Here is a 22,488-nt window from a genome sequence, read left to right on the forward strand (position 1 = left end):
GTCAGCCCGAGATCAGATCGGAGATCGGCCCTCTCGCGAAGTAGAGCAGGAACAGGACCGCCACCACGTACAGCAGCGGATGCATCCGGCGCCACTGTCCCCGCGCCGCTCCGAGCACCACCCAGCTGATGAAGCCGACGCCGATGCCGTTGGCGATCGAGTAGGTGAACGGCATGGTGACGATGGTCAGAAAGGCCGGGAGCGCGAGCTCGAACCGGGTGAAATCGATGTCCCTGATCTGGCCCATCATCATCGCGCCGACGACCACCAGCACGGGTGCGACCGCTTCCATCGGCACCACGCTGTACAGCGGGGTGAAGAACATCGCCGCCAGGAAGAGCACACCGGTCACGATGTTCGCGAATCCCGTGCGCGCGCCCTCGGCGATGCCCGCCGACGACTCGACCAGCACGGTGTTCGACGACGCGGACGACGCGCCGCCGACGATGGCGCCCGTACCCTCGATCATCAGCGCCCGTCCGATGCCCGGGAGATTGCCGTCCTTGTCCGCGAGACCGCCCTCCTTGCCGAGACCGGTCATCGTGCCCATCGCGTCGAAGAAGTTCGACAGCAGCAGGGTGAACAGAAAGACGCAGGCGATCAGAACGCTGACATCGTCGAACTGTCCGGTGAACGCGCCGAACAGGTCCACATCGCCCACGAGGGACAGATCCGGCAGTCCGCCGATGCCGCTCGGGAGTTTGGGAACGTTCATCGCCCAGCCCCCGTGGCCTTCGGACGCCGGGCCGAGATGCATCACGGCCTCGACGATGATCGAGACCACGGTCATCACGATGATCCCGAGCAGCAGTCCGCCGGGCACCTTCCGCACCACCAGGACCGCCATCAGCAGGACGCCGACGACGAAGACGACCGTCGGCACGGTGCCGATCGACCCGTCGTGCCCCAGCTGGACCGGCGGGGCGCCGGCAGCCTCCGGCCGGGTCACGAAGCCGGCGTTGATGAAACCGATGAAGGCGATGAACGCGCCGATGCCCGCAGCGATCGCCGATTTGAGTTCGGCCGGCACGGCGTTGAAGACGGCGGTCCGGACACCGGTGAGGCCGAGCAGCACGATGATGACACCGTCGATCACCACCAGGCCCATCGCCGCCGGCCAACTCATCTGCGGCGCGATCGTCACCGCCAGCAGGCTGCTGATCCCGATGCCGGCCGCCAGGCCGAACGGATAGTTGGCGACCAGGCCGAAGACGATGGACATCACACCCGCGGCCAGTGCCACCACGGCGGCCACCTGAAGCATCGGGAGCACGTTGCCGAGGGAGTCGGCGTTGATCGGTTTCCCGGGGACACCGCCGATGATGATCGGCGTCAGGACGACGATGTACGCCATCGTGAAGAACGTGACCAGTCCGCCGCGCACTTCCCGGGCCACCGTCGAACCGCGCTCGCGGATCTTGAAGTACCGATCCAGCACGGACTGCGACGTCTTCGCCGTGTCGGTGCCGTTCGCCTCCTGCGGTTCGTTGTCGGCCGGATCGGTCATCGGCGGGCCTCTCACTGTCGGGCATTCAATGGACCGGATAATTGTTGCGCATGCGCCGCGCGCGCGAACCACCACGGGCGGGAAAGCTAGTCTGGACCCATGTCAGACGAGTCCGAGATCCCGCAGCTCCCGGCCAGGCTCAGGGCACCCGAACCGGTCATCGTGGCCGGGATGCTGATCTGGACGGTGGCCACGTTGGTGGTGTGGCTCGGCGGTGTCGGTCCCGACAGCGCGCTGCCGGTGTGCCTGGTCGGGCTCGGCGTCGGTGTGCTCGGCACCGGCGTGGTACTCCTCCAGAAGGCCGCCGTGCGGCGCGGTTCCCGCGGCGCTCAGGAAGGGCTCGACGTGCGCTGATCCCTGGCGTTCTTCACCTGCTGATCGTGCTGGGCCTGTTGGGCCACCGAATTCGTCACCCGCTTGGTTCCCACCCGCAGCAGCGCGGGTCGCCGCACCAGTTGCGCATGGGCCACGAGACAGACGAGCAGCCATATCAGTCCGAACAACCAGCCGAAGACGACGTCGGAGGTCCAGTGGACGCCGAGGTACACCCGGCTGAGACCGATCACCGCGATCAGCGCGGGAATCCACAGCAGGATCAGCGGTCGCGCCCGCACACGCGGATACAGCCGGTACAGGATGACGGCGGAGAGCCCGTACACGACGGTGCTGAGCATCGCGTGCCCAGAGGGGAACGACGCTCCCCCGACGTCGATGAGCCGGTCGGTGACCGGTGGTCTGGGTCTGGCGAACAAGAGCTTGAGCAGCACCATCAGCACGTAGCCGCTCAGACTGCCGACCACGATGAGTGCCGAGAGGTCGATGCGGTTGCCCACCCACGCGAGCACCAGCACCCCGATGACCACCAGGACCACCGTCAGGGTGTCACCGAGGACGGTCAGGAACTGCATCACCGAGGTCAGCGGTTCGTGCCGGGAGTGCACCACCCAGTCGGTGATGCGTTCGTCGATCGGGAACTGCTGCACTACTGCCTCGCTGGTGTCTCTGGAGGGAACTCGTCGTTCGCGGCTCGCCGCTCACGGTACTGGCTCATCGTCCGCCCGCCCCCGACATCGGCTCAGATGCACCGTCCCGTCGTCGTCCACCCACAGGGGCACGCGCCACCGTTCGTCGGTCTCACCGGTCACCGTGACGTGGAGATCGTCGTGGAGCCGCACGCGGTGGGGCGCGGGCAGTCCGGCCGCCGCGGACAGCCGGACGGCGTCGGCGGAGTCGGGTTCGACGGACTCGCCGCCCTGGTCCGGGATCACCCGGTAGGCCTCGGCCGCGGTAGGTGCATCGAGGAGATCGGCCAGCAGAGCGGCTGAATCGGCGTCGGGCGGGATCGCAGGCAGGACGGCGCGACCGGCGGGCACCACGCTCGTCCACCACGGCGCCCCGACCACCACGGGATCGTCGGAGACTTCGCCGGAGACCGTCCGGGCGCCTCGGGGCGGTTCGACGTCGTCGACCGCGAACGTCCCGGACCGCACGGCACTGACCAGCGCGGCATGGGCACGGACTGCGACGCCGGGTGCGACCGTCCGTGCCGGATCGGCGAGCCTTGCCAGCCAGTCGGCCGCGTCGTCGGCGTCGTCCGGCTCACCGGCGGCGAGGAGTCCGGCGGCCGCCGCGGGCACCTCGACGGGGTCGAACAGCCCGCGCAGCGACGTCTCGTCGACCGATCGGAGATCCCGTAGCGCCGTGCCGTCGATCTCGGCGTATCGGCGCAGCCACCACCGCGTGTACCCGCCGGTCAGCGCGGACGCGGTGTCGGGGTCGTCGGCCAGCAGCGCGAGAGCGGCCGGCCACTGCCGAGGGTCGACGAGGTCCAGGTCGCGAACGGCGATCAGTTCTTCGGGCGGCACCTCGTGCTCCTCCCACCATCGCTCCTCGTCGGGCAGGTCGTGATCCGGCGCGACGGGCGCGTCGTCGCGCACGAGCGTGAATCCCCATCCGACGCCGAGTCGGCGCAGAGCAGTCGGCCCGTACGTCTCGACCACCGAATCGGCGACGGTTCCGAACGGAGAGTCGTCGACCAGCACCTGCGCCAGCGGGCTGTCGGGCAGCAGGAGTTCGTCCGCCGGCCACCGCTCGCCGTCGGCCCCGAGCAGTTCCAGACCGCCGAGTTCGGCCGGCGCGCGACCGGCGTCGGGCAGTCCGAGGATCCTGAGCACCACGTCGGTCACGGCGTCCGGGTCGGCAGCGGGGTCGTCGGAATCGGGGCCGGCGTCGAGCTCCGCGATCAGCTCGGGCAGCGCCAGCGCCGCCGCGGGCGAGATGCGCGTGAGTCCGAGGCGGTCCAGGAGCGGGTCGTAGGCGGCGGGATCGACGGTCGGCACCCAGCTCGGGACGGGCGGATCGTCGAGCCCGTCCAGCCCCTCGATGAGAAAGAGCCCGCGGCACCCGACGTTCATGCGGCCGTCGGCGCGCGGAACCGGCAGCGTTCCCAGTTCCTCGGCGGTCCGGGCGTCCGGGACCATCGGCGCCAGCGCCGCGTAGAGGCGCGACCACCATGCGGTGTCCTCGCCGCCGGCACCGGACAGCAGCTCGGCCAGATCGGCCAGGCCGAGGCGCCGAGCGCCCAACCCCACCAGCAGCGACGCCGTCACCCGGTCACTGACATCCGGATGCGCCAACGGTTCGAGAACGTCGCCGAGCAACGCCGCGAGGTCGGCGGTCAGGCCCGGGAGCACCCACGCCCGTTCGGGCGAGAGCGCCTCCCCGGTGGCAGACGGCAGCCACCGGTCAGTGCGCAGCCGGTCCCGGACCGCCTCCCGGAGCACCGCGTCCACCCGGCCCGATGCGAGCGCCGGCGGGGGAATCACCGCTTGCTTCTGGTCGTCGGGAACCAGTGCCGCGAGTTCGGGATAACCCGCGGCCGCCGCCTCGACGTCGGCGTCGGGATGCAGTTCCCGGCGATCGGGCGTCAACGGCAGGTCGGCGATCACGCGCGCGGGAAGGGTCAGTTCGATATCCGTGGCGTTGGGGCTGCGCAGCGCGTCGCCCGACAGCGGCCGTATCCGTCCGTCCCGGATCGGCACCAGCCATCGGGCGGTGGCGGCTCGCGCGATCAGCCAGCGCCGGTGCTCGGTGCCGTCGCGGGTGATGACGACGGTGTCGCCGTCGGCCAGACGCTCGTAACTCCGCCCGGCGACGTCGATCCGCGCGAGCGCCTCCAGTTCGAGCAGGAGGTCGGGCGCCTGGTGCTGCGCCGCCGACACGATCGCGGCCGCGGCCTCCTCGTCGGCCGTCTCCAGCACCACCTCGGTGTCGAATCCCGCAGCGGGCTGGGCCGCCGAGGGCCAGGCCAGTCGCTGCGCGGGGACCCGATCAAGATCCAGCTCCGAATCGGGATCGTCGATCAGCGCGCGGATCTGTCCGCGAGTCCGATCGGCGTCGAACTCGATCGATCCGCTGCGTGAGGCGAGGGTGACGCGCGCGGCGAGCGACGTGGCACGGAAACCCATGCCGAAGCGGCCGACGGTGGTCCCGCCGTGGATCAGCGGGCTCTTCGGCGACACGCGCAGCGCCGTGAGCGACCGGACTCCGGCGGCCGTCAGCGGCGCACCGGTGTTCGCGACGTGGACGGTGGCGCCGTCGGCCCACACCGCCACTCGGCCGTCGATGCCGGCCAGGCTCGCCGCGTCGGCCGCATTGGCCGCGAGCTCGGTGAAGAGGCGGTCGCGGTAACCGATCTCGAGAAGTTCCGCCTCGGCCGCAGCGTCCTCGGCCAGACGGGTGGGCGACGACAGCCAGCCCTGCAGGGTGCTCCGGCGCAGGTCCGCGGTCCCGAACGGATCCGCGGGATCAGTCTCCGGCCGGGGCATCGCTCGCCGGAACGGCCGGCAGCGTCACGACCTCGACGGCACCGTCGTCGAAGGCGTCGTAGGCCGGGCTGCCATTGCCCGGTGCGGGCCGTACGTCCGAATGCGCGCCGCAACCGTACTCCGCGGAGACCGCGCGGCCGTCGGCGGACAGCTCGTTGGCGCAGACGCCGAAGGCGCCGTGGAGCGCTCCGGCGAGGGGCAGGTAGAAACCACAGGTCCCGCACGAGTGCCGGGCGTTGCGGGCCATCGCCGAATCGGGACCGAATTCGCCGTCGTACCAGCGCTGGGCGGCGTCGGCGCGGCCCTCGAAGGAGAGCAGGCGCTTGCGTCCGAGGCCGATCTCCGCCGAGACCTGCCCCACCTGATCCCGGTCGATGGGATCGACGTCGAGGGTGTCGATCTGCCCGGGGACCAGCCGCGGATCGTCGGCGGGCGCGGCCAGCAGATCGCCGGGACCGAGATCGCCCGGCGCGACGCGATCCACCCAGGGAACCCATTCGGGGGCGAGCAGAGCGCCGTCGCCGGGGAGCAGGACGGTCTCGCTGACCGTCAGTTCCCTCGACTCGGGCGCACCCGCGACGACGACGCACCACTGCCAACCCCGGTAGCCGGGGACTTCGGCGGCGAAGTAGTGGGTGGCGGCGTACTCGCCCTCCGAGCGCGCCCCCAGATGCTCACCAGGCGTTTCGCCGTCGGCGATCAATGCTTCGCGCGCGAAGGCGACAGCATCCACCAGGGCGCCGTTCTCGAATGCAACACTCACCCTTCCAGTGTGCAATAGCGGCCCGGGGTAATGCACGTCAGGCACCTTTCGCAGACGATTCGCGGGATCGGCGAGGCACGCACGAAGCATCGGGCGCCGCCTGTTCCCAGCCTTGTCCGCGTCATAGGGAACAATTGATGACGTGAATCCTCGTCAACCCGGTGACAACCGCCCCCACGGCGGTGACCGGCAGCAGTCTCCGCGGTCTCCGCGGCGGCCGGCGCCGCATCCCGGCCAGGCGAACTACCCGGCCGACCCGCGACCGCGCGTGCCCACCCGACCGTTCGAGTCCCGCGAACGTCCGGCCAGCGAGGGCTATCTGCCTCCGCGCACCCGCAACCCGCATCTGCCCCCGCTCGACCCGCAGACCGAACCCGTCGACCAGCCGACCACCCGGATCAAGCCGGAGGCCGGCGCGCAGGACCGTCGCCGCGGCACCGAATACGTTCCACCCGAGAAGGTCACGGTGGTCCGGGTCTTCGCGCGGCGGTCGAAGTACTTCACCGCCCGCGGCGTGAACATGGTGCATCGCGCGGCGACGGCCGACGGCGCCGACCGGTCCGGACTCACCGCGCTCACGCTGCCGGTGATCGCCAACAGCGCCGTCGACGCCGCGATGGCGGTCGCGCTGGCGAACACGCTGTTCTTCGCCGCGGCCACCGGCGAATCGAAGGTCAACGTCGGCCTGTACCTGGCTTTGACGATCGCACCGTTCGCGCTCATCGCACCGCTGATCGGGCCGCTTCTGGACCGGCTGCAGAACGGGCGGCGAATCGCGATGGCCGCGACCTTCGGCCTCCGCGCGGTCCTCGGGTTGCTCATCATCGTGAACTCCTCGTGGGACTCCTCATCCGGGCAGCTCACGTACAAGCCGTGGGTGCTCTATCCGTGCGCCCTCGGGCTCATGGTCCTGTCGAAATCGTTCGGGGTGCTCAAATCGGCCGTGGCACCGCGCGTGCTGCCGCCCTCGATCGATCTGCCCCGCGTCAACTCCCGGCTCACCACGTTCGGCCTGATCGGCGGCACCATCGTCGGCGGCGGCATCGCGGGCGCGCTCGAGATGGTGCTCGGCAAGTTCCTCCCCTTCCACGTTCCGGGCGCGATGATCTGGCTGGTGCTGGTCGCCGCGATGGGCGGCTACTACTGCATGAAGATCCCGTCGTGGGTGGAGGTGACCGAGGGCGAGGTCCCGACGACGATCACCTACCGCGGCAGTCCGGACGCCGAGGCCCCCACCGAGCGGGCCCACAAGCCGAGCCTCTCGAAGCGGTTGGCGGCCAAGATGCGCCAGCCGCTGGGCCGTTCGGTGGTGACCGGACTGTGGGGCAACGGAACCATCCGCATCCTGACCGGGTTTCTCACCCTGTACATCGCCTTCTACGCCAAGGCGCAGGACCACCTGGGTTCCGGCTGGGCGCAGCTGATGATGCTGGGTGCGGTGGGTGCCGCCGCCGGCGTCGGCAACGCCGCCGGAAACGGCCTCGGCACGCGGATCGAGCTGCGCAATCCCACCGCGATCGTCGTGTGGTCCACCGCGGCCACATTCGTCGGATGTCTGCTGGCCGCGATCTTCAACTCGCTGATCTTCGTCGTCGTCGCAGGCTTCATCGGCTCGGCGACCAGCGCCATCGCGAAGGTCTGCATGGACTCGAGCATCCAGGACGATCTACCGGAGGAGTCCCGGGCGTCCGCATTCGGCCGGTCGGAGACGGTGCTCCAACTCTGCTGGGTCTTCGGCGCCACCCTGGGTGTGCTCCTGCCCACCGAGCTGTGGATCGGCTTCACCGTGGTCACCGTGTTCGTCGGAATCGGTCTCGTCCAGACCTTCCTGACCAGCCGCGGTTCCACGATGGTGCCGGGCTTCGGCGGCCGCCGCCCCGATCACGCGGCCCCGACGATGCCGATCGAAGTGCCCGACCATCTGCGCGCACCGCGCTGAGCCGCGGCCGACACGCCCCTGATCGAGCCCGCACATCCCCCAGCCCCCGCCCCCTAACCGAAGGACGTATTCGACGTGATGCAACCGGGAGACAAGAAGGCCCTCGCGATCATCGGAGCCGTGGTGGTCGCGGCCCTGGTGATCATCGCCGGCGCCACCACGCTGCTCGTCCGGGGACACGAGAAGCCGCTGCCGACCATCTCGTTCCAGGCCGGCGACCACCTGACCCGGGCCGAACCGTCGTACTGGTGCTCGGTGAAGATGGACGACTGCCGACTCGTCGACCGGAACGGCAAGTTCAAGCTCCGCACCTACGACCACCCGGTCGCCATCGGCGAGCGGGTGACCCTGAGCGTTCCGAAGGAGATCTCAGACGGGCCGTGGACGCTCATCGCCGAATACGCGACACCACGGGGCATCGCACGCGTGATGTGGCTGCACCTGCCGGGCACCACTTTCACGCAGATTCTGCACAGCGAACCCGATCGGGTGCTGATGGGCGTGGAGGTGTCGTCGATCTCGGCGTACCGGGAGAAGACCCCCGGCCAGGACAACGACTCGCTCGACGTCGACCTGTCGATCCGCGGCACCTTCTCGATCCGGACTCTGCCGGTCGACTTCCGCATTCCGAACACCGCGACGCTGCCCGACCAGCGCGGCTAGCTCGGCCGGACGGAGGCCCGCCTCAGCGGTCGAGTTCGCGTGTGACGCCGCGGACGACGTCCGAGATCCGCTGGGCGGTCTTCCGGTCGGGATAGCGGCCGTTGCGCAGATCCGGCTGCACCTTGCCTTCGAGCAAGGTGATGAGATCGGCGATGAGCCCGTGCAGTTCGTCGGGCGAGAGACGCTTCGCGTCCCGCTCGCGGCGTGCCGCCTCGCGCGTGTTGCGCGCGACACTGGGCGCCGGTTCGAGGACCGTGACGCGCAGCGCCTGCGGGCCGCGGCGTCCCGCCGCCATGTCGAACTCCACCTTCTGTCCGACCTTCAGCTCCGAGACGTCCGAGGGCAGCGCGTTGGCCCGGACGTACACATCCTCGCCGTCGGTCTGCGACAGGAACCCGAAGCCCTTCGCGGAGTCGTACCACTTCACCCGGCCGGTCGGCACAGTGCTCACCTTCACAACTGATCTGGTCTGCCACAGACAAAAGCGCCTTGGCCCGATGGCAGTCCGAGCGGAGGCGCGCTGCAACAGATTCTAGCGTTCGGGCTACCGTTGACGCCATGCAGACCCAGAAGTCCTCACGCCTGCTCGGGGTCGCCGTCGTCATGTTCGGCATCGGGATGATCGCGAGCATCGCCCTGCTGTTCCCGGCGGTCCGGGACACCGGGACGGCCGTCGTCACGACCGTCTACGTTCTGGCCATGGGCGCACCGCTGGGATTGCTGCTCGGGATCGTGTTCGCCCTGCTGTCCGGCCGGCGCAGCCGGTGAACCGCATCGACCCGGACCGGCCGCTGCGGCCCGTCAGCGACGAGACCGAACTCAAACGAGCTTTCAGTTGCTTCCCGTCCGGCGTGGTGGCCGTGTGTCGCACAGGCGACGATCCCGGGGGCGACCCGATCGGGATGTCCGCCAGCGCCTTCACCACCGTCTCGCTCGATCCGCCGCTGGTGTCGGTGTGCGTCCGCAACGGCTCCACCACCTGGCCCGCACTGAGGGGCGGCACCGTCGGCGTGAGTGTCTTCGCCGCGCACCAGGGCGACGTCTGCCGCAGGCTCGCGGGGCCGCCGGAGGACCGGTTCACCGGGGTACGCCCCATCGCCGACGACTCGGGCGCGGTCTTCATTCCCGGCGCCGCCGCCCACCTGGCATGCACGGTGTTCTCAGAGATCCCCGCGGGCGACCACCTCGTGGTGCTTCTGACCATCGACGCCCTGCGCTGCGACCCGAACGTCGAACCACTTGTCTTCCACGCCAGCAGCTTCCGCGCGCTCGAAGCTCGACGCGCGCAATCCTGACATACCGGCGTGTCGGAACTCTCAATCAGGATGTGACCTTTGTCACATAACAACCCGATAACAAACGGGATACGAGACGGGTATCAGTGCCGTGAGCAGCACGGACGTGCCACGACGCCCGATCGGCCGCTTCACGCCACCTCAGAGCACCTCTTCGCATCAGATGTTCTCGCGGGCTCGACGACGTAGTGTTCATGACGGCCGCCACCCAGGCGACCACCCGAACGCCCGTTCCGCCGGTCGCGCCCAACCTCGCTCCGCCGGCAGGACACCCGCTGATGCAGTTTCAGGAGCGAGGACGGGGGACCCACAATCCTCCGGGAACCGGTCGATCACCTCGGTGGTCGGCCTTGGGGTTAAGCCCGGCAGACGTCGCACCCAGTGACGCGAGCCGGACCGGGCACCTCTCAGCCCGAACCCGACAGCTCACCTCGTAGGCGCGTGGAGAGAGGAAACGAAGACATATGTCCGGACGTCACTCGAAGCAGACGACCAATACCAAGACTTTCGCGAAGATCGCCCTCACGTCGGCCGTCATCGGCGGCGGCGCGGCCCTGATGGGCGGCGGTCACGCCTCGGCAGCGACCGATTCCGAGTGGGATCAGGTCGCACAGTGCGAGTCCGGCGGCAACTGGGCCATCAACACCGGCAACGGCTACCAGGGCGGCCTGCAGTTCAGCCCGAGCACCTGGGCGGCCCACGGCGGCACCCAGTACGCACCGAGCGCCGACCAGGCCACCCGCGAGCAGCAGATCGCCGTCGGCGAGCGCGTTCTCGCCACCCAGGGCAAGGGCGCATGGCCCACCTGCGGCGGTCCCCTCTCGGGCCCCACCCAGCGCAGCGCCCCGGCCACCCCCAAGCCGGCCAACCCGCTCGCACCGAAGCAGCAGGACGCCCCGAAGACCGGCCTGGCCAAGTCTGCCGACGCGAAGAACACCGAAGAGGCCAAGCAGCAGATCGACAAGGTCGTCAACGACTCCAAGGTGAGCCCCGAGGTGCGCAGCGCCTGGAAGGCCGCCAAGGACTCCGGCTACCAGCTCACCCCGGACCAGCTGAAGCTCTACAACCAGAACAAGGGCCTGATCAACCTCCCCTGATCACCCGAGAAGTTCATCCGAGAAGACCTCCGCTTCGGCGGGGGTCTTCTCGCATTTTGCGACCGCTCCCGCACCGACGTGACACATGACGCACGAAAACCGGCCGGACCACACGGTCCGGCCGGTCTCGGCAGAGCTCAGGTCAGGTCAGCGGTTGACGACGGTCTTCGACTGGATGTACGGCAGGCTGTCGACGGGCTGCGGCAGCTCGTAGTAATCGCCGAACGGCGAGAGCGCACCCGCCAGGTGAGAGGTGAACTCCGTCACCGCGTGCTGCTCACCGATATCCGTCGGCCAACCGTTGTCCACGTATCCACTCTTCTTAGCCACGGCCTCATTGTGCCATGCCCGCTGAACCGGCGGTACAGTTGTCCGAATGAGTCCCGACCTGCCGCTGCGCGGGTTGGCCGACGATCTCGCCGAGCGGTCCGACGATGCGCTCGTCGAGTTGCTGATCGCCCGGCCCGACCTCGCTTCTCCCCCGCCCCGCGGCACCGGTGTCCTCGCCCAGCGCGCGCTGTCGGCGGCGTCGATCTCCCTGGCGGGCGAAGGGCTCGACCTTCTGGCGGTCGCGGTGATCGAGGCCTTTCTCGACGCGTCCAGTGCGATCGGCGAACGCAAGGAACTCCTCGGGCCGGTGAGCCGGGACGCGATCGTCGCCCGTCTCGGTCGGCGGGCGCGGCGCGGCGACGTCGACGCGCGTCTCGACCAGATGGTCACCCGTGCACTGCTGTGGGGCACCGGCCCCCGCCGGCGCGGCAGGCACACCGACTGGATCGCCGGGGCGCATCTGCCCGCCGCCCTGCCGTGGCGGGCTCACAATCTGCTCGGCCCCATCGCGGAGTCGACTCCCGCGCAGATCCGCGAGCGCATCGAATCGGCCGCCGAGCGGCCCAGGGAACTGCTCACCACACTCGCCCAGGGGTCGTCTCTCGGGCGCAGTCGCGACGCCGCACCGGATGCCGATCCGAGCGCGCCGGTGCCCACCCTCATCTCACTCGGTCTGCTCGCACGGATCGATGAGCAGACCGTGGAGCTTCCGCCCCAGGTGGGACAACTGCTTCGCGGTCAGCCGCCGCTCGAGACCGCGGTCCTGCGGGAACCGCCACTCACCGGTGCGGACGGCCCCGGGCGGTTCGACGCGAAGGCCGTCGACGCCGCGGGGGCGGGCGAGGCGCTCGAACTGCTCCGTCACTCCGGCGATCTGATCGAGGCGCTCGGCACCGCACCGGCGGCCCTGCTGCGGTCCGGCGGCCTGGGCATCCGCGAACTCCGGCGCCTCGCCAAGACCACCGCCCTGACCGTGAGCCGCGTCGGCCTGCTCGTCGAGCTGCTGGCCAGGCAGCGGCTCCTCGACGCGGGTGCGCCCGACTCCGACGCGGGCGACCACCTCGCCGACGACGTCTTCGCGCCCACCGGCGCCGTCGACGCCTGGGCGCATCTGAGTTCCGGGCGACGATGGCTCGGCATGGCGCGGGCGTGGCTCGATCTGCCGCGGCAGCCCTGGCAGATCGGCGACACCGACCGCGAGGGGAACACCCTCGCTGCGCTGTCGTCCGAACTGTTCGACGCCACCGCCGCGGCCTCGCGCCGCGCGGTGCTGGCTCCGCTCGCCGACGCCGAGCCCGCCCACCCGGTGTCCCCCGAAGCGCTGACCGCGGTACTCGGATGGCGTCATCCGCGCCGTCTCCGCCGACTCAACGTGCATGTGGTGTCCGAGACCCTGCGCGAGGCGACCGAACTCGGACTCGTGGCGCACGGCTCGCTCACGACCGCCGGGCGGCTGCTCCTCGACGTTCCCGCCGACGCCGAGTCGGCGGCCGACGTGCTCGCGGCGATGGACGCGTCCCTGCCCGACCTCATCGACTACTTCCTGGTCCAGGCCGACCTGACAGTCGTGGTGCCCGGGCCGCTCGACCCGGACGTGGCCGACCGGCTCCGGTTGATCGCCGACCTCGAATCGGGCGGTGCCGCCTCGATGTATCGGATCACCGAAGACAGTGTGCGGCGCACGCTCGACACCGGCCGCACCAGCGCCGAGATCGCCACGTTCCTCCACGAGCACTCACGGACGCCCGTGCCGCAGTCGCTGACATATCTGATCGACGACGTCGCCCGCAGACACGGCCGGCTGCGCGTGGGCGTGGCGGCGTCGTTCATCCGCTGCGACGACACCGCGACGCTCACCGAGGTGCTGCGCAGCGAGGCCGCGACCGAGCTGGCCCTGCGCGCCCTGGCCCCGACGGTCGCGGTGTCGGCGGCACCGCTGCGCGATGTGATCGACCGGCTGCGCGCATCGGGGTTCAGCCCCGCGGGCGAGGACTCCTCCGGAGCGCTGATCGACCTGCGCAGCCGAGGCGTCCGCGTCCCGGCCCGCGGTGCGGCGTCGTCCCCACCGCATCGACGCGCCGCTCTCGGTCCCGGTCAGGCGCACGCCGTCGTCTCCCGGATGCGGACCGCCGACCGCGCCGCCGGACCGGTCGCCGCGGCCTCGGCGTCGGGTGCCGCCGGCGAGACCGTGTCCACGCTGATCCAACTGGCCCTGCGCACCGGGAGGCGCCTGCGCATCGGTTATGTGGACGCGCAGGGCGCGGCGAGTCGGCATGTGGTGCACGCCCGTTCGCTGGCCGCCGGACAACTGGTGGCCGACGAGGAGGGCGGCGAGCCCGACCTCCGGTTCGCGCTGCACCGGATCACCAGGGTCGAGGTGCTCTGACTCCCGACGGCAGGTGGCCGCACCGCGCCCGAACCTGGACAATGGACCGGTGACCGACGGACCTCTCATCGTGCAATCGGACAAGACCCTCCTGCTGGAGGTCGACCATCCGGGGGCGGCCGCCGCGCGGGCCGCGATCGCACCCTTCGCCGAACTCGAGCGCGCTCCCGAGCACGTCCACACCTACCGGGTCACTCCGCTGGCACTGTGGAACGCGCGGGCCGCCGGCCACGACGCCGAGCAGGTGGTCGACGCCCTCGTCACGCACTCGCGTTTCCCGGTTCCGCAGCCGCTGCTGGTCGACATCGTCGACACGATGGGCCGCTTCGGGCGGCTCCAGCTGATGAAGAACCCCGCGCACGGGCTCACCCTCGTGAGTCTGGATCGCGCCGTGCTGGAGGAGATCCTGCGGAACAAGAAGGTCGCGCCCATGCTCGGCGCGCGGATCGATGACGACACCGTCGTGGTCCACCCGTCCGAGCGCGGGCGCCTCAAGCAGATCCTGCTGAAGGTCGGCTGGCCCGCGGAAGACCTCGCCGGTTACGTCGACGGCGAGGCGCACCCGATCGAATTGGAGCAGACCGACTGGCATCTGCGCGACTATCAGGAGTTGGCGGCCGACTCGTTCTGGGCGGGCGGTTCGGGCGTCGTAGTCCTGCCGTGCGGTGCGGGAAAGACTATGGTCGGCGCCGCGGCGATGGCCAAGGCCGGCGCCACCACGCTGATCCTCGTGACGAACACGGTCGCCGGCCGCCAGTGGAAGCGCGAGTTGGTGGCCCGGACCTCCCTGACCGAGGACGAGATCGGCGAGTACTCGGGCGAGCGCAAGGAGATCCGCCCCGTCACCATCGCCACCTACCAGGTGATGACCCGCAAGTCGAAAGGCGAATACAAGAACCTCGACCTGTTCGACTCGCGCGACTGGGGTCTGATCATCTACGACGAGGTGCATCTGCTTCCGGCCCCGGTCTTCCGCATGACCGCCGACCTCCAGTCGCGACGGCGCCTCGGCCTCACCGCCACGCTGGTCCGCGAGGACGGACGCGAGGGCGACGTCTTCAGCCTCATCGGCCCCAAACGCTACGACGCCCCGTGGAAGGACATCGAGGCGCAGGGCTGGATCGCTCCGGCCGAGTGCATCGAGGTCCGGGTGACGATGACCGATTCGGAGCGGCTGCAGTACGCCGTCGCCGAACCGGAGGAGAAGTACAAGCTCTGCTCCACCGCCCACTCCAAGATCCGCGTGGTCCGGTCGATCCTCGAACGCCACCGGGACTCCCAGACCCTCGTCATCGGCGCCTACATCGACCAACTCGAGGAGTTGGGCCGGGAACTCGACGCCCCGGTGATCCAGGGCTCCACCCGGAACGCCGAACGCGAGAAGCTCTTCGACGCCTTCCGCCGGGGAGAGTTGCAGACCCTGGTGGTCTCGAAAGTCGCGAACTTCTCCATCGATCTCCCCGAGGCCTCGGTGGCGGTTCAGGTCTCGGGTACGTTCGGTTCTCGCCAGGAGGAGGCCCAGCGCCTCGGCCGTCTGCTGCGGCCCAAGGCCGACGGCGGTCAAGCGCACTTCTACTCGGTCGTCTCGCGCGACAGCCTCGACGCCGACTACGCCGCGCACCGCCAGCGATTCCTCGCCGAGCAGGGCTACGCGTACCGGATCGTCGACGCCGACGACATCGTCGGACCGCCGCTGCCGTGAGACGCACGTAACACTCGTCGTCTGTTCGTGCGACATACCGGTTGTCGGGGGTTCGAACACCATCGTCGATTCCAAGGGGGAACCGTGAACCGTCTCGTCACCGGAACTGTCGTCGCTCTCGCAGCGGGAGCCGTCGTCGCGGGAACCGCGGCCGGGGCCGGCGCGGCCGGCGCCGACATCGAGACCAGCGAGTACGTCGCGCAGAACTGCATCGGCCTGTCACCGAACATCATCGATAATCCCTACTACGGCGGCGTCACCGTCTACCCCGACGGCAATGGGCGCATCAGCGTCACCTGGGGCAATCCGAGCATCTGGGGCTACCGCACCGACGGCACCCTGACCTGGAAGAACCTGCGCACCGGCCGGAGCGGCCAGAGCAATGCCCACTTCACCCACGACGCCGAGGGCGCCGGGTTCTCGGCGGAGATCGCCACGGGTCCGGGACCGGTCCGGATCACCACGCGAGCGATGAACCGAGGGCCCTTCCTCACCCTGGCCGCGCCGACGTGCACGGGAGTGGCGCACGTCCGCTGACCGCATGGGTCGGGTGTGTGCCAACCTGGAGCCATGCCATTGGTCGACCGCATGCGCCCGTTCACGTCCACCGTCTTCGCGGAGATGTCGGCCCTGGCGGTGAAGCACGACGCGATCAACCTGGGTCAGGGGTTCCCCGACTCCGACGGGCCGGCATCGATGCTGGCGGCGGCCGTCGACGCGATCGAATCAGGCGGCAATCAGTACCCGCCCGGGATCGGCGTGCCGTCGCTGCGCCACGCGATCGCCGCACATGAGCGCGATCACTACGGCATCGACCGCGACCCCGATTCGCAGGTCCTGGTGACCGTCGGCGCCACCGAGGCCATCGCCGGTGCCCTGCTCGGGCTCGTCGAGCCCGGCCGCGAGGTGGTGATGATCGAGCCGTACTACGACTCCTATGCGGCCTGCGTCGCCCTCGCGGGCGGTGTCCGGCGCACCGTTCCGCTGGTGCGCGACGGCGACGGATTCGTGCTCGACCGATCGGCGCTGGCCGCCGCGTTCGGACCGAATACCGCTGCGGTGCTGGTCAACTCGCCGCACAATCCGACGGGCACGGTACTCACCGACGACGACCTCGCCCAGATCGCACGGTTGACGATCGAGTACGACGCCGTCGCCATCACCGACGAGGTGTACGAGCACCTGCTCTTCGACGGCCGCAGCCAGCACCCGCTCGCGTTGCTGCCCGGCATGGCCGAGCGCACCCTGCGGATCTCGAGCGCCGCCAAGACCTTCGCGTGCACGGGGTGGAAAGTCGGCTGGATCACCGGCCCCGCCGATCTGGTGGCGGCGGCGCGTGCGGCCAAGCAGTTCCTCACCTACGTCGGCAGCGGACCGTTCCAGCCCGCGGTAGCGCACGCGCTGCGCACCGAGATGGACTGGGTGCGGGCCAACGCCGCCGACCTGGCGCGCAAACGGACCGTCCTGTCGAACGCGCTGCGCACGGCCGGGTTCGACGTCCACCGCAGCGAGGCCGGGTACTTCGTCTGCGCCGATCCGCGCCCTCTCGGGTATTCGGACGGATTCGAGTTCTGCCGCGAGATGCCGGCGCGGATCGGGGTCGCCGCCGTGCCGGTGAGCGCATTCGTCGACGACGATCAGCCGTGGCGGCACCTGGTCCGCTTCGCCTTCTGCAAGCGCGACGAGGTCATCGCCGAGGCCGCCGAGCGACTCGGCAGCCTGCGATGACCGCGCGCCGTTCATACTAGAACGTACGTTCGATACCCTGGTAGGCTCCAGCCATGGGCACTGGAGTTCAGGCCTCGTTGTTCGACTCGGCTGACGCGGACGTCGGCCTGGCCGCACTGAGCGCGATCACCGTACAACACCCGCTCTCCGACGGCGCCTGGGTCGATGTGCGCCCGGGCTGGGTCACCGGGTCGATGCACCTGTTCGACGCCCTGCGCGCCGATGTGCCGTGGCGAGCCGAACGCCGGCAGATGTACGAGTCGGTGGTCGACGTCCCGCGGCTGCTGGCCTTCTACGATCAGCGCAGCGCGCTGCCGCACGAGATCCTCGAACGGGCCCGCGATGCACTGACGCACCACTACCGACGAGAACTGCCCGAGGGCTTCGCCACCGCGGGGCTGGCACTGTATCGGGACGGCTCCGACAGCGTCGCCTGGCACGGTGACCGGATCGGCCGGGGACGGATCGACGACACCCTGGTCGCGATCGTCTCCCTGGGCGCTCCGCGCACCCTTCTGCTGCGCCCGCGGGGCGGCGGACCGTCACGGAAGTTCGTCCTCGGTTCCGGCGATCTGTTGGTGATGGGTGGCTCATGCCAGCGCACATGGGATCACGCGGTCCCGAAGACGCCCGGGGCCGGCCCGCGGATCAGCGTCCAGTTCCGTCCCGCCGGGGTGCGCTGACCCGCGCGCTCTCAGACGTCGAAAGTGACGCCCGTCAGTTCCTCGGACGCCGACCAGAGGCGGTCGCGAACCCGCTGATCGTCGGCCGCCGCACGATAGCGTGCGCGCGACGGTGTACCGCGCAGCACCCGGTTGGGTCCCCAATAGCTGCCGTTCGGGACGTCGGCCGTCGCCGCGAACAGTGCGGGCAACGCCCCCTGAGCCGCCGGCTGTCCCACGCGAAGCATCGCGCCCGCCTTCATCAGGTAGTCCACGGGCGTCTCGGATTGCCCCATCAGACCGGTCGAGGTGTAGCCGGGATGAGCCAGGACCGCCCGCACGGGGGATCCCGACTGGGTGAGCCTGCGCGCCAGCTCTCGTCCGAACACGGTGTTCGCCAGCTTGGAGTCGCCGTACGCCGCCCAGCGGTTGTAGCGCCGCCGCTCCCAGTTGAGGTCGTCGGCGTGGATCCTTCCCCAGTTCTGCGCGAGCGAGGACATGATGACGATCCGCTCGCGCACTCTGGGCAGCAGCAGTCCGGTGAGGGCGAAATGCCCCAGGTGGTTGGTGCCCATCTGCATCTCGAAACCGTCGGCCGTACGCCTGTGCGGCAGTGCCATCACTCCGGCGTTGTTGACCAGGACGTCGAACGGCTCGACGCCGGCCGCGAAATCGCGCACAGAGCCCAGATCGGCCAGATCGAGATGCGCGACGCGCGCCGACGCGCCGATCCGGCCCGCCACACGTTCGGCTTTGTCCAGGTTGCGGCAGGCGAGGGTCACGTCGGCGCCTGCCGCCGCGGCAGCCCTGGCGATCTCGGCACCCAGCCCGCTGTTCGCGCCGGTGATCACCCAGGTGCGGCCGCTCTGGTCGGGTAATCCGGCTGTCGGCCGATCGCTCATGTCACTGCTCCTTCGCGGCCGCACGCGGCGAACGCTCACGCGGTATGGCGAACTTCACCAGGTCAGCCAGCACACTACCGAGCGACGGCGGCTCGGCGCGGATCAGCAACTCGCGCGGCGCGAAGATCTCGGTCGGCTCCGGCCGACCGCGCAGGGTCACCCGATCCACGCGGCGCCACTTCGCCACCTCGTCGGCGCCGGCACGGTCGATGGCCGCGCCGCTGGCGTAGACGGGCGAGTATCCCTCCTTGGCCCGGTCGGACAACCGCGCGCACTCGTTCACCGGGTCCCCGATCACGGTGTACTCGTACCGGGTCCGCGCTCCGATGTTGCCGGCGAACACCGGACCGTAGGCCACGGCCATCCCCCACTCCAGCGGGAGCTTCTCACCGAGCGCCACACCGAGTTCGCGCGCGGCCACCAACGCCGATTCGGCGGGATTGTCCAGTGGCGCGGGCACACCGAATACGGCGAGCGCCGCATCGCCCTCGAACTTGTTGATGAAGCCGCCGTGCCGTTCCACCACCTCGGCGACGATGGAGAAGAAGGCGTTGAGCACCACCGCGGTCTCGCGCGGGTCGCGCCGCGCCGCGAACGACGTCGACCCGGTGATGTCGACGAAGATCACCGCGACCTCGGTGTTCGATCCGACCAGATCTCCGCCGTGTTCGAGAGCCAGGTCGGCGACCCCCACTCCGACGTGGCGGGAGAAGATCTCGCGCATCCGGTCACGTTCCTGAAGGCCGTCGAGCATCCCGTTGATGCCGTGCTGGAGCACACCGATCTCGGAGGAGTCGTAGACGGCGACGCGCCTGGTCAGGTCGCCGTCGCGAGCCGATTCGATGACATCGCTCATCTCGTTGAGGGGATCGCGGATCGCACGGCCCACCAGTCCGACGACGCGCCCGCCCGAGGCGAGCGCGATGAAGGCCAGGAACGCGATCGGCCAGTCGAAACGATCCTCCACCTGCGGGACCAGGCCGAGTACCCGCCCTACGATGATCGTGACCATCCCGACCATCGGCACCGCCGAGGAGACCAGCCAGATCACCGCCATGCGCTCGCGCACGCCGTGCATCGCGAACCGCATCGACCGCCCGCCGAAGGCGAGCACCGTCAACGGCCGGACCGCGCTCTCGATGAACATGTAGTTCAGGCACGCCGAGGTGATGGCGGCGAGCATGAACGCCACGAGCATGGCGAGCAGGAACACCGGCTCGGCGTCGGAGAGCACCACGTACATCAGGTACGCGGCGAGCCAGCCGACCAGGTCGGCGTACACCACGCGGGTCGGGATCACCTGCACTTGTCTTCGACGGTCGTCGTCGGCGGGACCGCCGCTGACGAACCACGCGAACTGCGGTTTCAGGAACAGCAGCGAGATCGCGAGACTGACGATCAGTCCGACCAGCGTCGAGAACAGCACCGCGAGCATGCCGGGATCCTCGGAACCCGAGTGCAGCGTGAGTTCGCCGCCGCTGAACGCGAGGAACACCGCGATGAAGGTCTCGATGCTGATCAGGATCTTGGCCCCGCCGAGAATCGCGCTTCCGAGCACCATGGCCCGGGCGACGATTCCGCGGCGGGTCTCCACGTCCATCGCCCGCCACTCGGTGGCGACGCGTTCGCTTCCGCCTTCCACGAGCCGCCCGCCGAAGTAGGCCAGTTTCAGCCTGCGGTCCACCCATTCGGCAAAACGGTGCAGCTCAGTGCGAGTCTCGCCACGCACAAGCAATCACCTCCCGGCCCAATGGAATCTCACTGAGATTACCGAAGACCGGGAGGTGATGTCGGGGTGGAGCGATCAGGCGGTGTGCGTCGCCTCGATCTCGAGCGTGATGGTGATCTTGTCACCGACCACGGTTCCACCGGTCTCCAGCGGCATCTCGATGTCGATGCCGAAATCCTTGCGGTTGATCACGGTCGAGGCCTCGAAGCCCGCGACCGGGCCCTGGCCCATTCCCGCGTTGACGCCGTTGTACTCCATCTTCAGGGTCACCGGCTTGGTGACGCCCTTGAGCGTGAAGTCGCCGGTGAGCTCGTAGTCCCCGCCCTTCTCCACCACGGAGGTGGAGGTGAAAGTGGCGGTCGGGAACTTCTCGGCGTCGAAGAAGTCGGCCGACTTGATGTGGCCGTCGCGCTGCTCGTTGCGGGTGTTGATCGAGGTGACGTCGATCTCGGCCTGAACCGACGGCGTGCCGTCCTCGGCGATGGTGATGGCGCCGGTGAAGGCGTCGAAGGTGCCGCGGACCTTCGAGACCATCAGGTGGCGGACCGAGAAGCCGATGGTCGAGTGGACCGGGTCGATGGTCCAGGTGCCGGGGGTCAGGTCAGCGGGGGTGACGGTTGCTGCAGTCATGACGGTTCTCCTTGCGGAAGCGATCTCGATGGCGTCTGTGGTTCTGCGGCGGCGTGTGCCGCACACACAGAGCATAACCGGACCGTGGTCCGGATAATTCCTGTTGTGGCGCCAATCACGGAAAGTGCCGCCGGATCACCTCCGGACGCTCAGACGTCCACGACGTCGCTCGCCGGATCGATGAGGATCTTCGCGTGACTGCGTGCCGAGGCGAGCGCCTCGAATGCCCCCGCGGCACCGCCGAGCCCGACCGTCCCGGTCAGCAGCGGCCTCGGCTGAACCGTCCCGCGCGCGATCATGTGCAGCGTGGCCCGGAACTCGGCGGGGTCGTAGCCGAAGACGAAGCGCAGGTCGATCTCCTTGTTGCCTGCCATCGCCGGCTGGAAGACATCCGGCTCCATGCACACTCCGACCACCACGACCCGCGAGCGGAAGGGCGCGTGCGCGACGAGGTCGTCGATCATTCCGGGAACGCCGACGCATTCGAAGACCACTGGCCCGCGCGGCGTGAGCGACAGCTTGTCGGCGACGCTCATCAGCGACCACCACGGCGTCCGGGGAATGGTCTGAAGTGCGTGCATGGCGTCGAATGCCACCGAGAACAGATCTCCGACGCGGGTGAAGTGCTTCCTCTGTTGCGGCGCCGCGTCCCAAGGACTGTCGACGGCGGGGTCGACCACGACGTCTGCTCCGCACTGACGGGCGAGGTCGCGGCGCAGTTCGGAGAGGTCGGCGGCGACCACCGTGCGCACTCCCGCCGCTTTCAGCATCAGGATCACCGCGAGGCCGATGGGGCCGCAGCCGACCACAACGGCCACGTCGCGCCGGCCGATCTCACTGCGCCGGACCGCGTGATGCGCCACCGCGAGCGGCTCGGTCAAGGCCGCGAGTTCCACGTCCACACCGTCGGGGACGGGCATCGCCAGATCTTCCTGGACCACCATGTATTCGGCGTACGCTCCGGGCGCCTGCGCCGAGAGCCCCACCATTTCGACCTCGCCGTCGTGACGGATGATCGGCAGCGCGACCACCGCGGTGCCCGGCTTCCACCGCTTGCGGCACTTGGGACCGTACGAGACCACCTCCCCGACGAACTCGTGGCCCATCACCACCTCGTGGGCGGGGCGCATGAAGTGGTCGTAGCCCACCTTCTCCCCGATGTCGGCCGCGACGTCTCCGTGAACCCGCGCATGCAGGTCGGACCCGCAGATCCCGGCGCGGAGCACTTTGATCAATACGTGGCCCGGACCGGGGCGGGGAACCTCCATCTCGCGCACGTCGAGCGAACCTTCGTGACACACCACAGCTTTCATGCGTCCACTGTAGGG

21 protein-coding genes and 1 riboswitch are annotated in these 22,488 nt (G+C 69.5%); of the genes, 11 read left to right on the forward strand and 10 right to left on the reverse strand.

Going from position 1 to position 22,488, the window contains the following annotated elements; all coding sequences use genetic code 11:
* Position 1: 1 nt before the first annotated feature.
* Positions 2–1,507 carry an NCS2 family permease gene (locus tag ACE11G_RS14290; RefSeq protein ID WP_006894586.1) on the reverse strand — a complete coding sequence of 502 codons (1,506 nt, stop codon included), beginning with the start codon at positions 1,505–1,507 and terminating at the stop codon, positions 2–4.
* Positions 1,508–1,606: 99 nt separating this feature from the next.
* On the opposite strand from ACE11G_RS14290, the gene ACE11G_RS14295 reads away from it, so the two are divergent.
* The gene (locus tag ACE11G_RS14295; RefSeq protein ID WP_006894584.1) at positions 1,607–1,861 is read left to right on the forward strand and encodes a DUF2530 domain-containing protein; all 255 of its coding nucleotides are present in this window, start codon (positions 1,607–1,609) and stop codon (positions 1,859–1,861) included.
* Here ACE11G_RS14295 and ACE11G_RS14300 read toward each other — a convergent pair.
* From ACE11G_RS14300 to ACE11G_RS14310, 3 genes are read right to left on the reverse strand one after another with little or no spacing between them, the layout of a single operon-like run.
* Positions 1,837–2,490: a phosphatase PAP2 family protein gene (locus ACE11G_RS14300; RefSeq protein ID WP_006894582.1), complete on the reverse strand. Its 654-nt coding sequence runs from the start codon at positions 2,488–2,490 to the stop codon at positions 1,837–1,839. The genes ACE11G_RS14295 and ACE11G_RS14300 overlap by 25 nt on opposite strands.
* A 51-nt stretch (positions 2,491–2,541) precedes the next feature.
* Positions 2,542–5,334, reverse strand: a complete 2,793-nt coding sequence (locus tag ACE11G_RS14305; protein WP_375002654.1) for a sacsin N-terminal ATP-binding-like domain-containing protein — start codon at positions 5,332–5,334, stop codon at positions 2,542–2,544.
* Positions 5,315–6,097 carry a DUF3027 domain-containing protein gene (locus ACE11G_RS14310; RefSeq protein WP_039866704.1) on the reverse strand — a complete coding sequence of 261 codons (783 nt, stop codon included), beginning with the start codon at positions 6,095–6,097 and terminating at the stop codon, positions 5,315–5,317. Before ACE11G_RS14310 ends, ACE11G_RS14305 begins: the two co-directional genes overlap by 20 nt.
* 142 nt (positions 6,098–6,239) lie before the next feature.
* On the opposite strand from ACE11G_RS14310, the gene ACE11G_RS14315 reads away from it, so the two are divergent.
* Complete coding sequence (locus ACE11G_RS14315) at positions 6,240–8,036, forward strand: MFS transporter (RefSeq protein ID WP_062367385.1); 1,797 nt, start codon at positions 6,240–6,242, stop codon at positions 8,034–8,036.
* A gap of 78 nt (positions 8,037–8,114) precedes the next feature.
* Positions 8,115–8,699 carry a DUF2771 family protein gene (locus tag ACE11G_RS14320; protein ID WP_039866702.1) on the forward strand — a complete coding sequence of 195 codons (585 nt, stop codon included), beginning with the start codon at positions 8,115–8,117 and terminating at the stop codon, positions 8,697–8,699.
* A 22-nt stretch (positions 8,700–8,721) separates the two neighbouring features.
* Here ACE11G_RS14320 and ACE11G_RS14325 read toward each other — a convergent pair whose 3' ends face one another.
* Positions 8,722–9,141: a cold-shock protein gene (locus tag ACE11G_RS14325; RefSeq protein WP_375004167.1), complete on the reverse strand. Its 420-nt coding sequence runs from the start codon at positions 9,139–9,141 to the stop codon at positions 8,722–8,724.
* 116 nt (positions 9,142–9,257) lie between these two features.
* On the opposite strand from ACE11G_RS14325, the gene ACE11G_RS14330 reads away from it, so the two are divergent.
* The 3 genes from ACE11G_RS14330 to ACE11G_RS14340 all read left to right on the forward strand — a co-directional run bounded on the left by ACE11G_RS14330 (position 9,258) and on the right by ACE11G_RS14340 (position 11,091).
* Entirely contained in the window at positions 9,258–9,467 is a 210-nt protein-coding gene (locus tag ACE11G_RS14330) for a hypothetical protein (RefSeq protein ID WP_006894572.1), read from the forward strand.
* Positions 9,464–9,994, forward strand: a complete 531-nt coding sequence (locus ACE11G_RS14335) for a flavin reductase family protein (RefSeq protein ID WP_006894569.1) — start codon at positions 9,464–9,466, stop codon at positions 9,992–9,994. Before ACE11G_RS14330 ends, ACE11G_RS14335 begins: the two co-directional genes overlap by 4 nt.
* 263 nt (positions 9,995–10,257) lie before the next feature.
* A riboswitch (cyclic di-AMP (ydaO/yuaA leader) is annotated at positions 10,258–10,450 on the forward strand.
* An 8-nt stretch (positions 10,451–10,458) separates the two neighbouring features.
* On the forward strand, positions 10,459–11,091 hold the full coding sequence (locus ACE11G_RS14340; protein ID WP_375002657.1) for a transglycosylase family protein: 633 nt from the start codon (positions 10,459–10,461) through the stop codon (positions 11,089–11,091).
* Positions 11,092–11,238: 147 nt separating this feature from the next.
* Here the strand turns inward: ACE11G_RS14340 and ACE11G_RS14345 are convergent, their stop codons facing one another.
* A complete protein-coding gene (locus ACE11G_RS14345; protein WP_006894566.1) occupies positions 11,239–11,421 on the reverse strand; it encodes a hypothetical protein in 183 nt (60 codons plus the stop codon).
* A 46-nt stretch (positions 11,422–11,467) separates the two neighbouring features.
* Between ACE11G_RS14345 and ACE11G_RS14350 the strand changes: the two genes are divergently transcribed.
* From ACE11G_RS14350 to ACE11G_RS14370, 5 genes are all read left to right on the forward strand, one after another.
* Positions 11,468–13,807 carry a helicase-associated domain-containing protein gene (locus ACE11G_RS14350; RefSeq protein WP_222111381.1) on the forward strand — a complete coding sequence of 780 codons (2,340 nt, stop codon included), beginning with the start codon at positions 11,468–11,470 and terminating at the stop codon, positions 13,805–13,807.
* Positions 13,808–13,856: 49 nt separating this feature from the next.
* Entirely contained in the window at positions 13,857–15,509 is a 1,653-nt protein-coding gene (locus ACE11G_RS14355) for a DNA repair helicase XPB (RefSeq protein ID WP_006894564.1), read from the forward strand.
* An 84-nt stretch (positions 15,510–15,593) separates the two neighbouring features.
* A complete protein-coding gene (locus ACE11G_RS14360; RefSeq protein WP_006894563.1) occupies positions 15,594–16,046 on the forward strand; it encodes a hypothetical protein in 453 nt (150 codons plus the stop codon).
* Positions 16,047–16,079: 33 nt separating this feature from the next.
* Positions 16,080–17,237: a pyridoxal phosphate-dependent aminotransferase gene (locus tag ACE11G_RS14365; RefSeq protein ID WP_045537578.1), complete on the forward strand. Its 1,158-nt coding sequence runs from the start codon at positions 16,080–16,082 to the stop codon at positions 17,235–17,237.
* 53 nt (positions 17,238–17,290) lie between these two features.
* Complete coding sequence (locus ACE11G_RS14370) at positions 17,291–17,920, forward strand: alpha-ketoglutarate-dependent dioxygenase AlkB (RefSeq protein ID WP_375002661.1); 630 nt, start codon at positions 17,291–17,293, stop codon at positions 17,918–17,920.
* A gap of 11 nt (positions 17,921–17,931) precedes the next feature.
* Here the strand turns inward: ACE11G_RS14370 and ACE11G_RS14375 are convergent, their stop codons facing one another.
* The 4 genes from ACE11G_RS14375 to ACE11G_RS14390 all read right to left on the reverse strand — a co-directional run bounded on the left by ACE11G_RS14375 (position 17,932) and on the right by ACE11G_RS14390 (position 22,473).
* Positions 17,932–18,801: an oxidoreductase gene (locus ACE11G_RS14375; protein ID WP_006894557.1), complete on the reverse strand. Its 870-nt coding sequence runs from the start codon at positions 18,799–18,801 to the stop codon at positions 17,932–17,934.
* A gap of 1 nt (position 18,802) precedes the next feature.
* The gene (locus tag ACE11G_RS14380; protein ID WP_278126289.1) at positions 18,803–20,530 is read right to left on the reverse strand and encodes an adenylate/guanylate cyclase domain-containing protein; all 1,728 of its coding nucleotides are present in this window, start codon (positions 20,528–20,530) and stop codon (positions 18,803–18,805) included.
* 75 nt (positions 20,531–20,605) lie between these two features.
* Positions 20,606–21,160, reverse strand: a complete 555-nt coding sequence (locus ACE11G_RS14385) for a YceI family protein (RefSeq protein WP_045537582.1) — start codon at positions 21,158–21,160, stop codon at positions 20,606–20,608.
* 149 nt (positions 21,161–21,309) lie between these two features.
* On the reverse strand, positions 21,310–22,473 hold the full coding sequence (locus ACE11G_RS14390) for a zinc-binding dehydrogenase (RefSeq protein ID WP_222111383.1): 1,164 nt from the start codon (positions 22,471–22,473) through the stop codon (positions 21,310–21,312).
* Between the last annotated feature and the right edge of the window lie 15 nt (positions 22,474–22,488).

The organism is Gordonia sp. PS3 (assembly GCF_041950545.1).
In the GTDB taxonomy this organism is placed as follows: Bacteria; Actinomycetota; Actinomycetes; order Mycobacteriales; family Mycobacteriaceae; genus Gordonia; species Gordonia sihwensis.

Excerpts from the sequence above, each read along its gene's own strand:
- ACE11G_RS14290 (WP_006894586.1), bottom strand. The coding sequence starts at position 1,507 with ATGACCGATCCGGCCGACAACGAACCGCAGGAGGCGAACGGCACCGAC.
- ACE11G_RS14295 (WP_006894584.1), top strand. The coding sequence starts at position 1,607 with ATGTCAGACGAGTCCGAGATCCCGCAGCTCCCGGCCAGGCTCAGGGCA.
- ACE11G_RS14305 (WP_375002654.1), bottom strand. The coding sequence starts at position 5,334 with ATGCCCCGGCCGGAGACTGATCCCGCGGATCCGTTCGGGACCGCGGAC.
- ACE11G_RS14320 (WP_039866702.1), top strand. The coding sequence starts at position 8,115 with ATGCAACCGGGAGACAAGAAGGCCCTCGCGATCATCGGAGCCGTGGTG.
- ACE11G_RS14330 (WP_006894572.1), top strand. The coding sequence starts at position 9,258 with ATGCAGACCCAGAAGTCCTCACGCCTGCTCGGGGTCGCCGTCGTCATG.
- ACE11G_RS14340 (WP_375002657.1), top strand. The coding sequence starts at position 10,459 with ATGTCCGGACGTCACTCGAAGCAGACGACCAATACCAAGACTTTCGCG.
- ACE11G_RS14350 (WP_222111381.1), top strand. The coding sequence starts at position 11,468 with ATGAGTCCCGACCTGCCGCTGCGCGGGTTGGCCGACGATCTCGCCGAG.
- ACE11G_RS14365 (WP_045537578.1), top strand. The coding sequence starts at position 16,080 with ATGCCATTGGTCGACCGCATGCGCCCGTTCACGTCCACCGTCTTCGCG.
- ACE11G_RS14370 (WP_375002661.1), top strand. The coding sequence starts at position 17,291 with ATGGGCACTGGAGTTCAGGCCTCGTTGTTCGACTCGGCTGACGCGGAC.
- ACE11G_RS14375 (WP_006894557.1), bottom strand. The coding sequence starts at position 18,801 with ATGAGCGATCGGCCGACAGCCGGATTACCCGACCAGAGCGGCCGCACC.
- ACE11G_RS14385 (WP_045537582.1), bottom strand. The coding sequence starts at position 21,160 with ATGACTGCAGCAACCGTCACCCCCGCTGACCTGACCCCCGGCACCTGG.
- ACE11G_RS14390 (WP_222111383.1), bottom strand. The coding sequence starts at position 22,473 with ATGAAAGCTGTGGTGTGTCACGAAGGTTCGCTCGACGTGCGCGAGATG.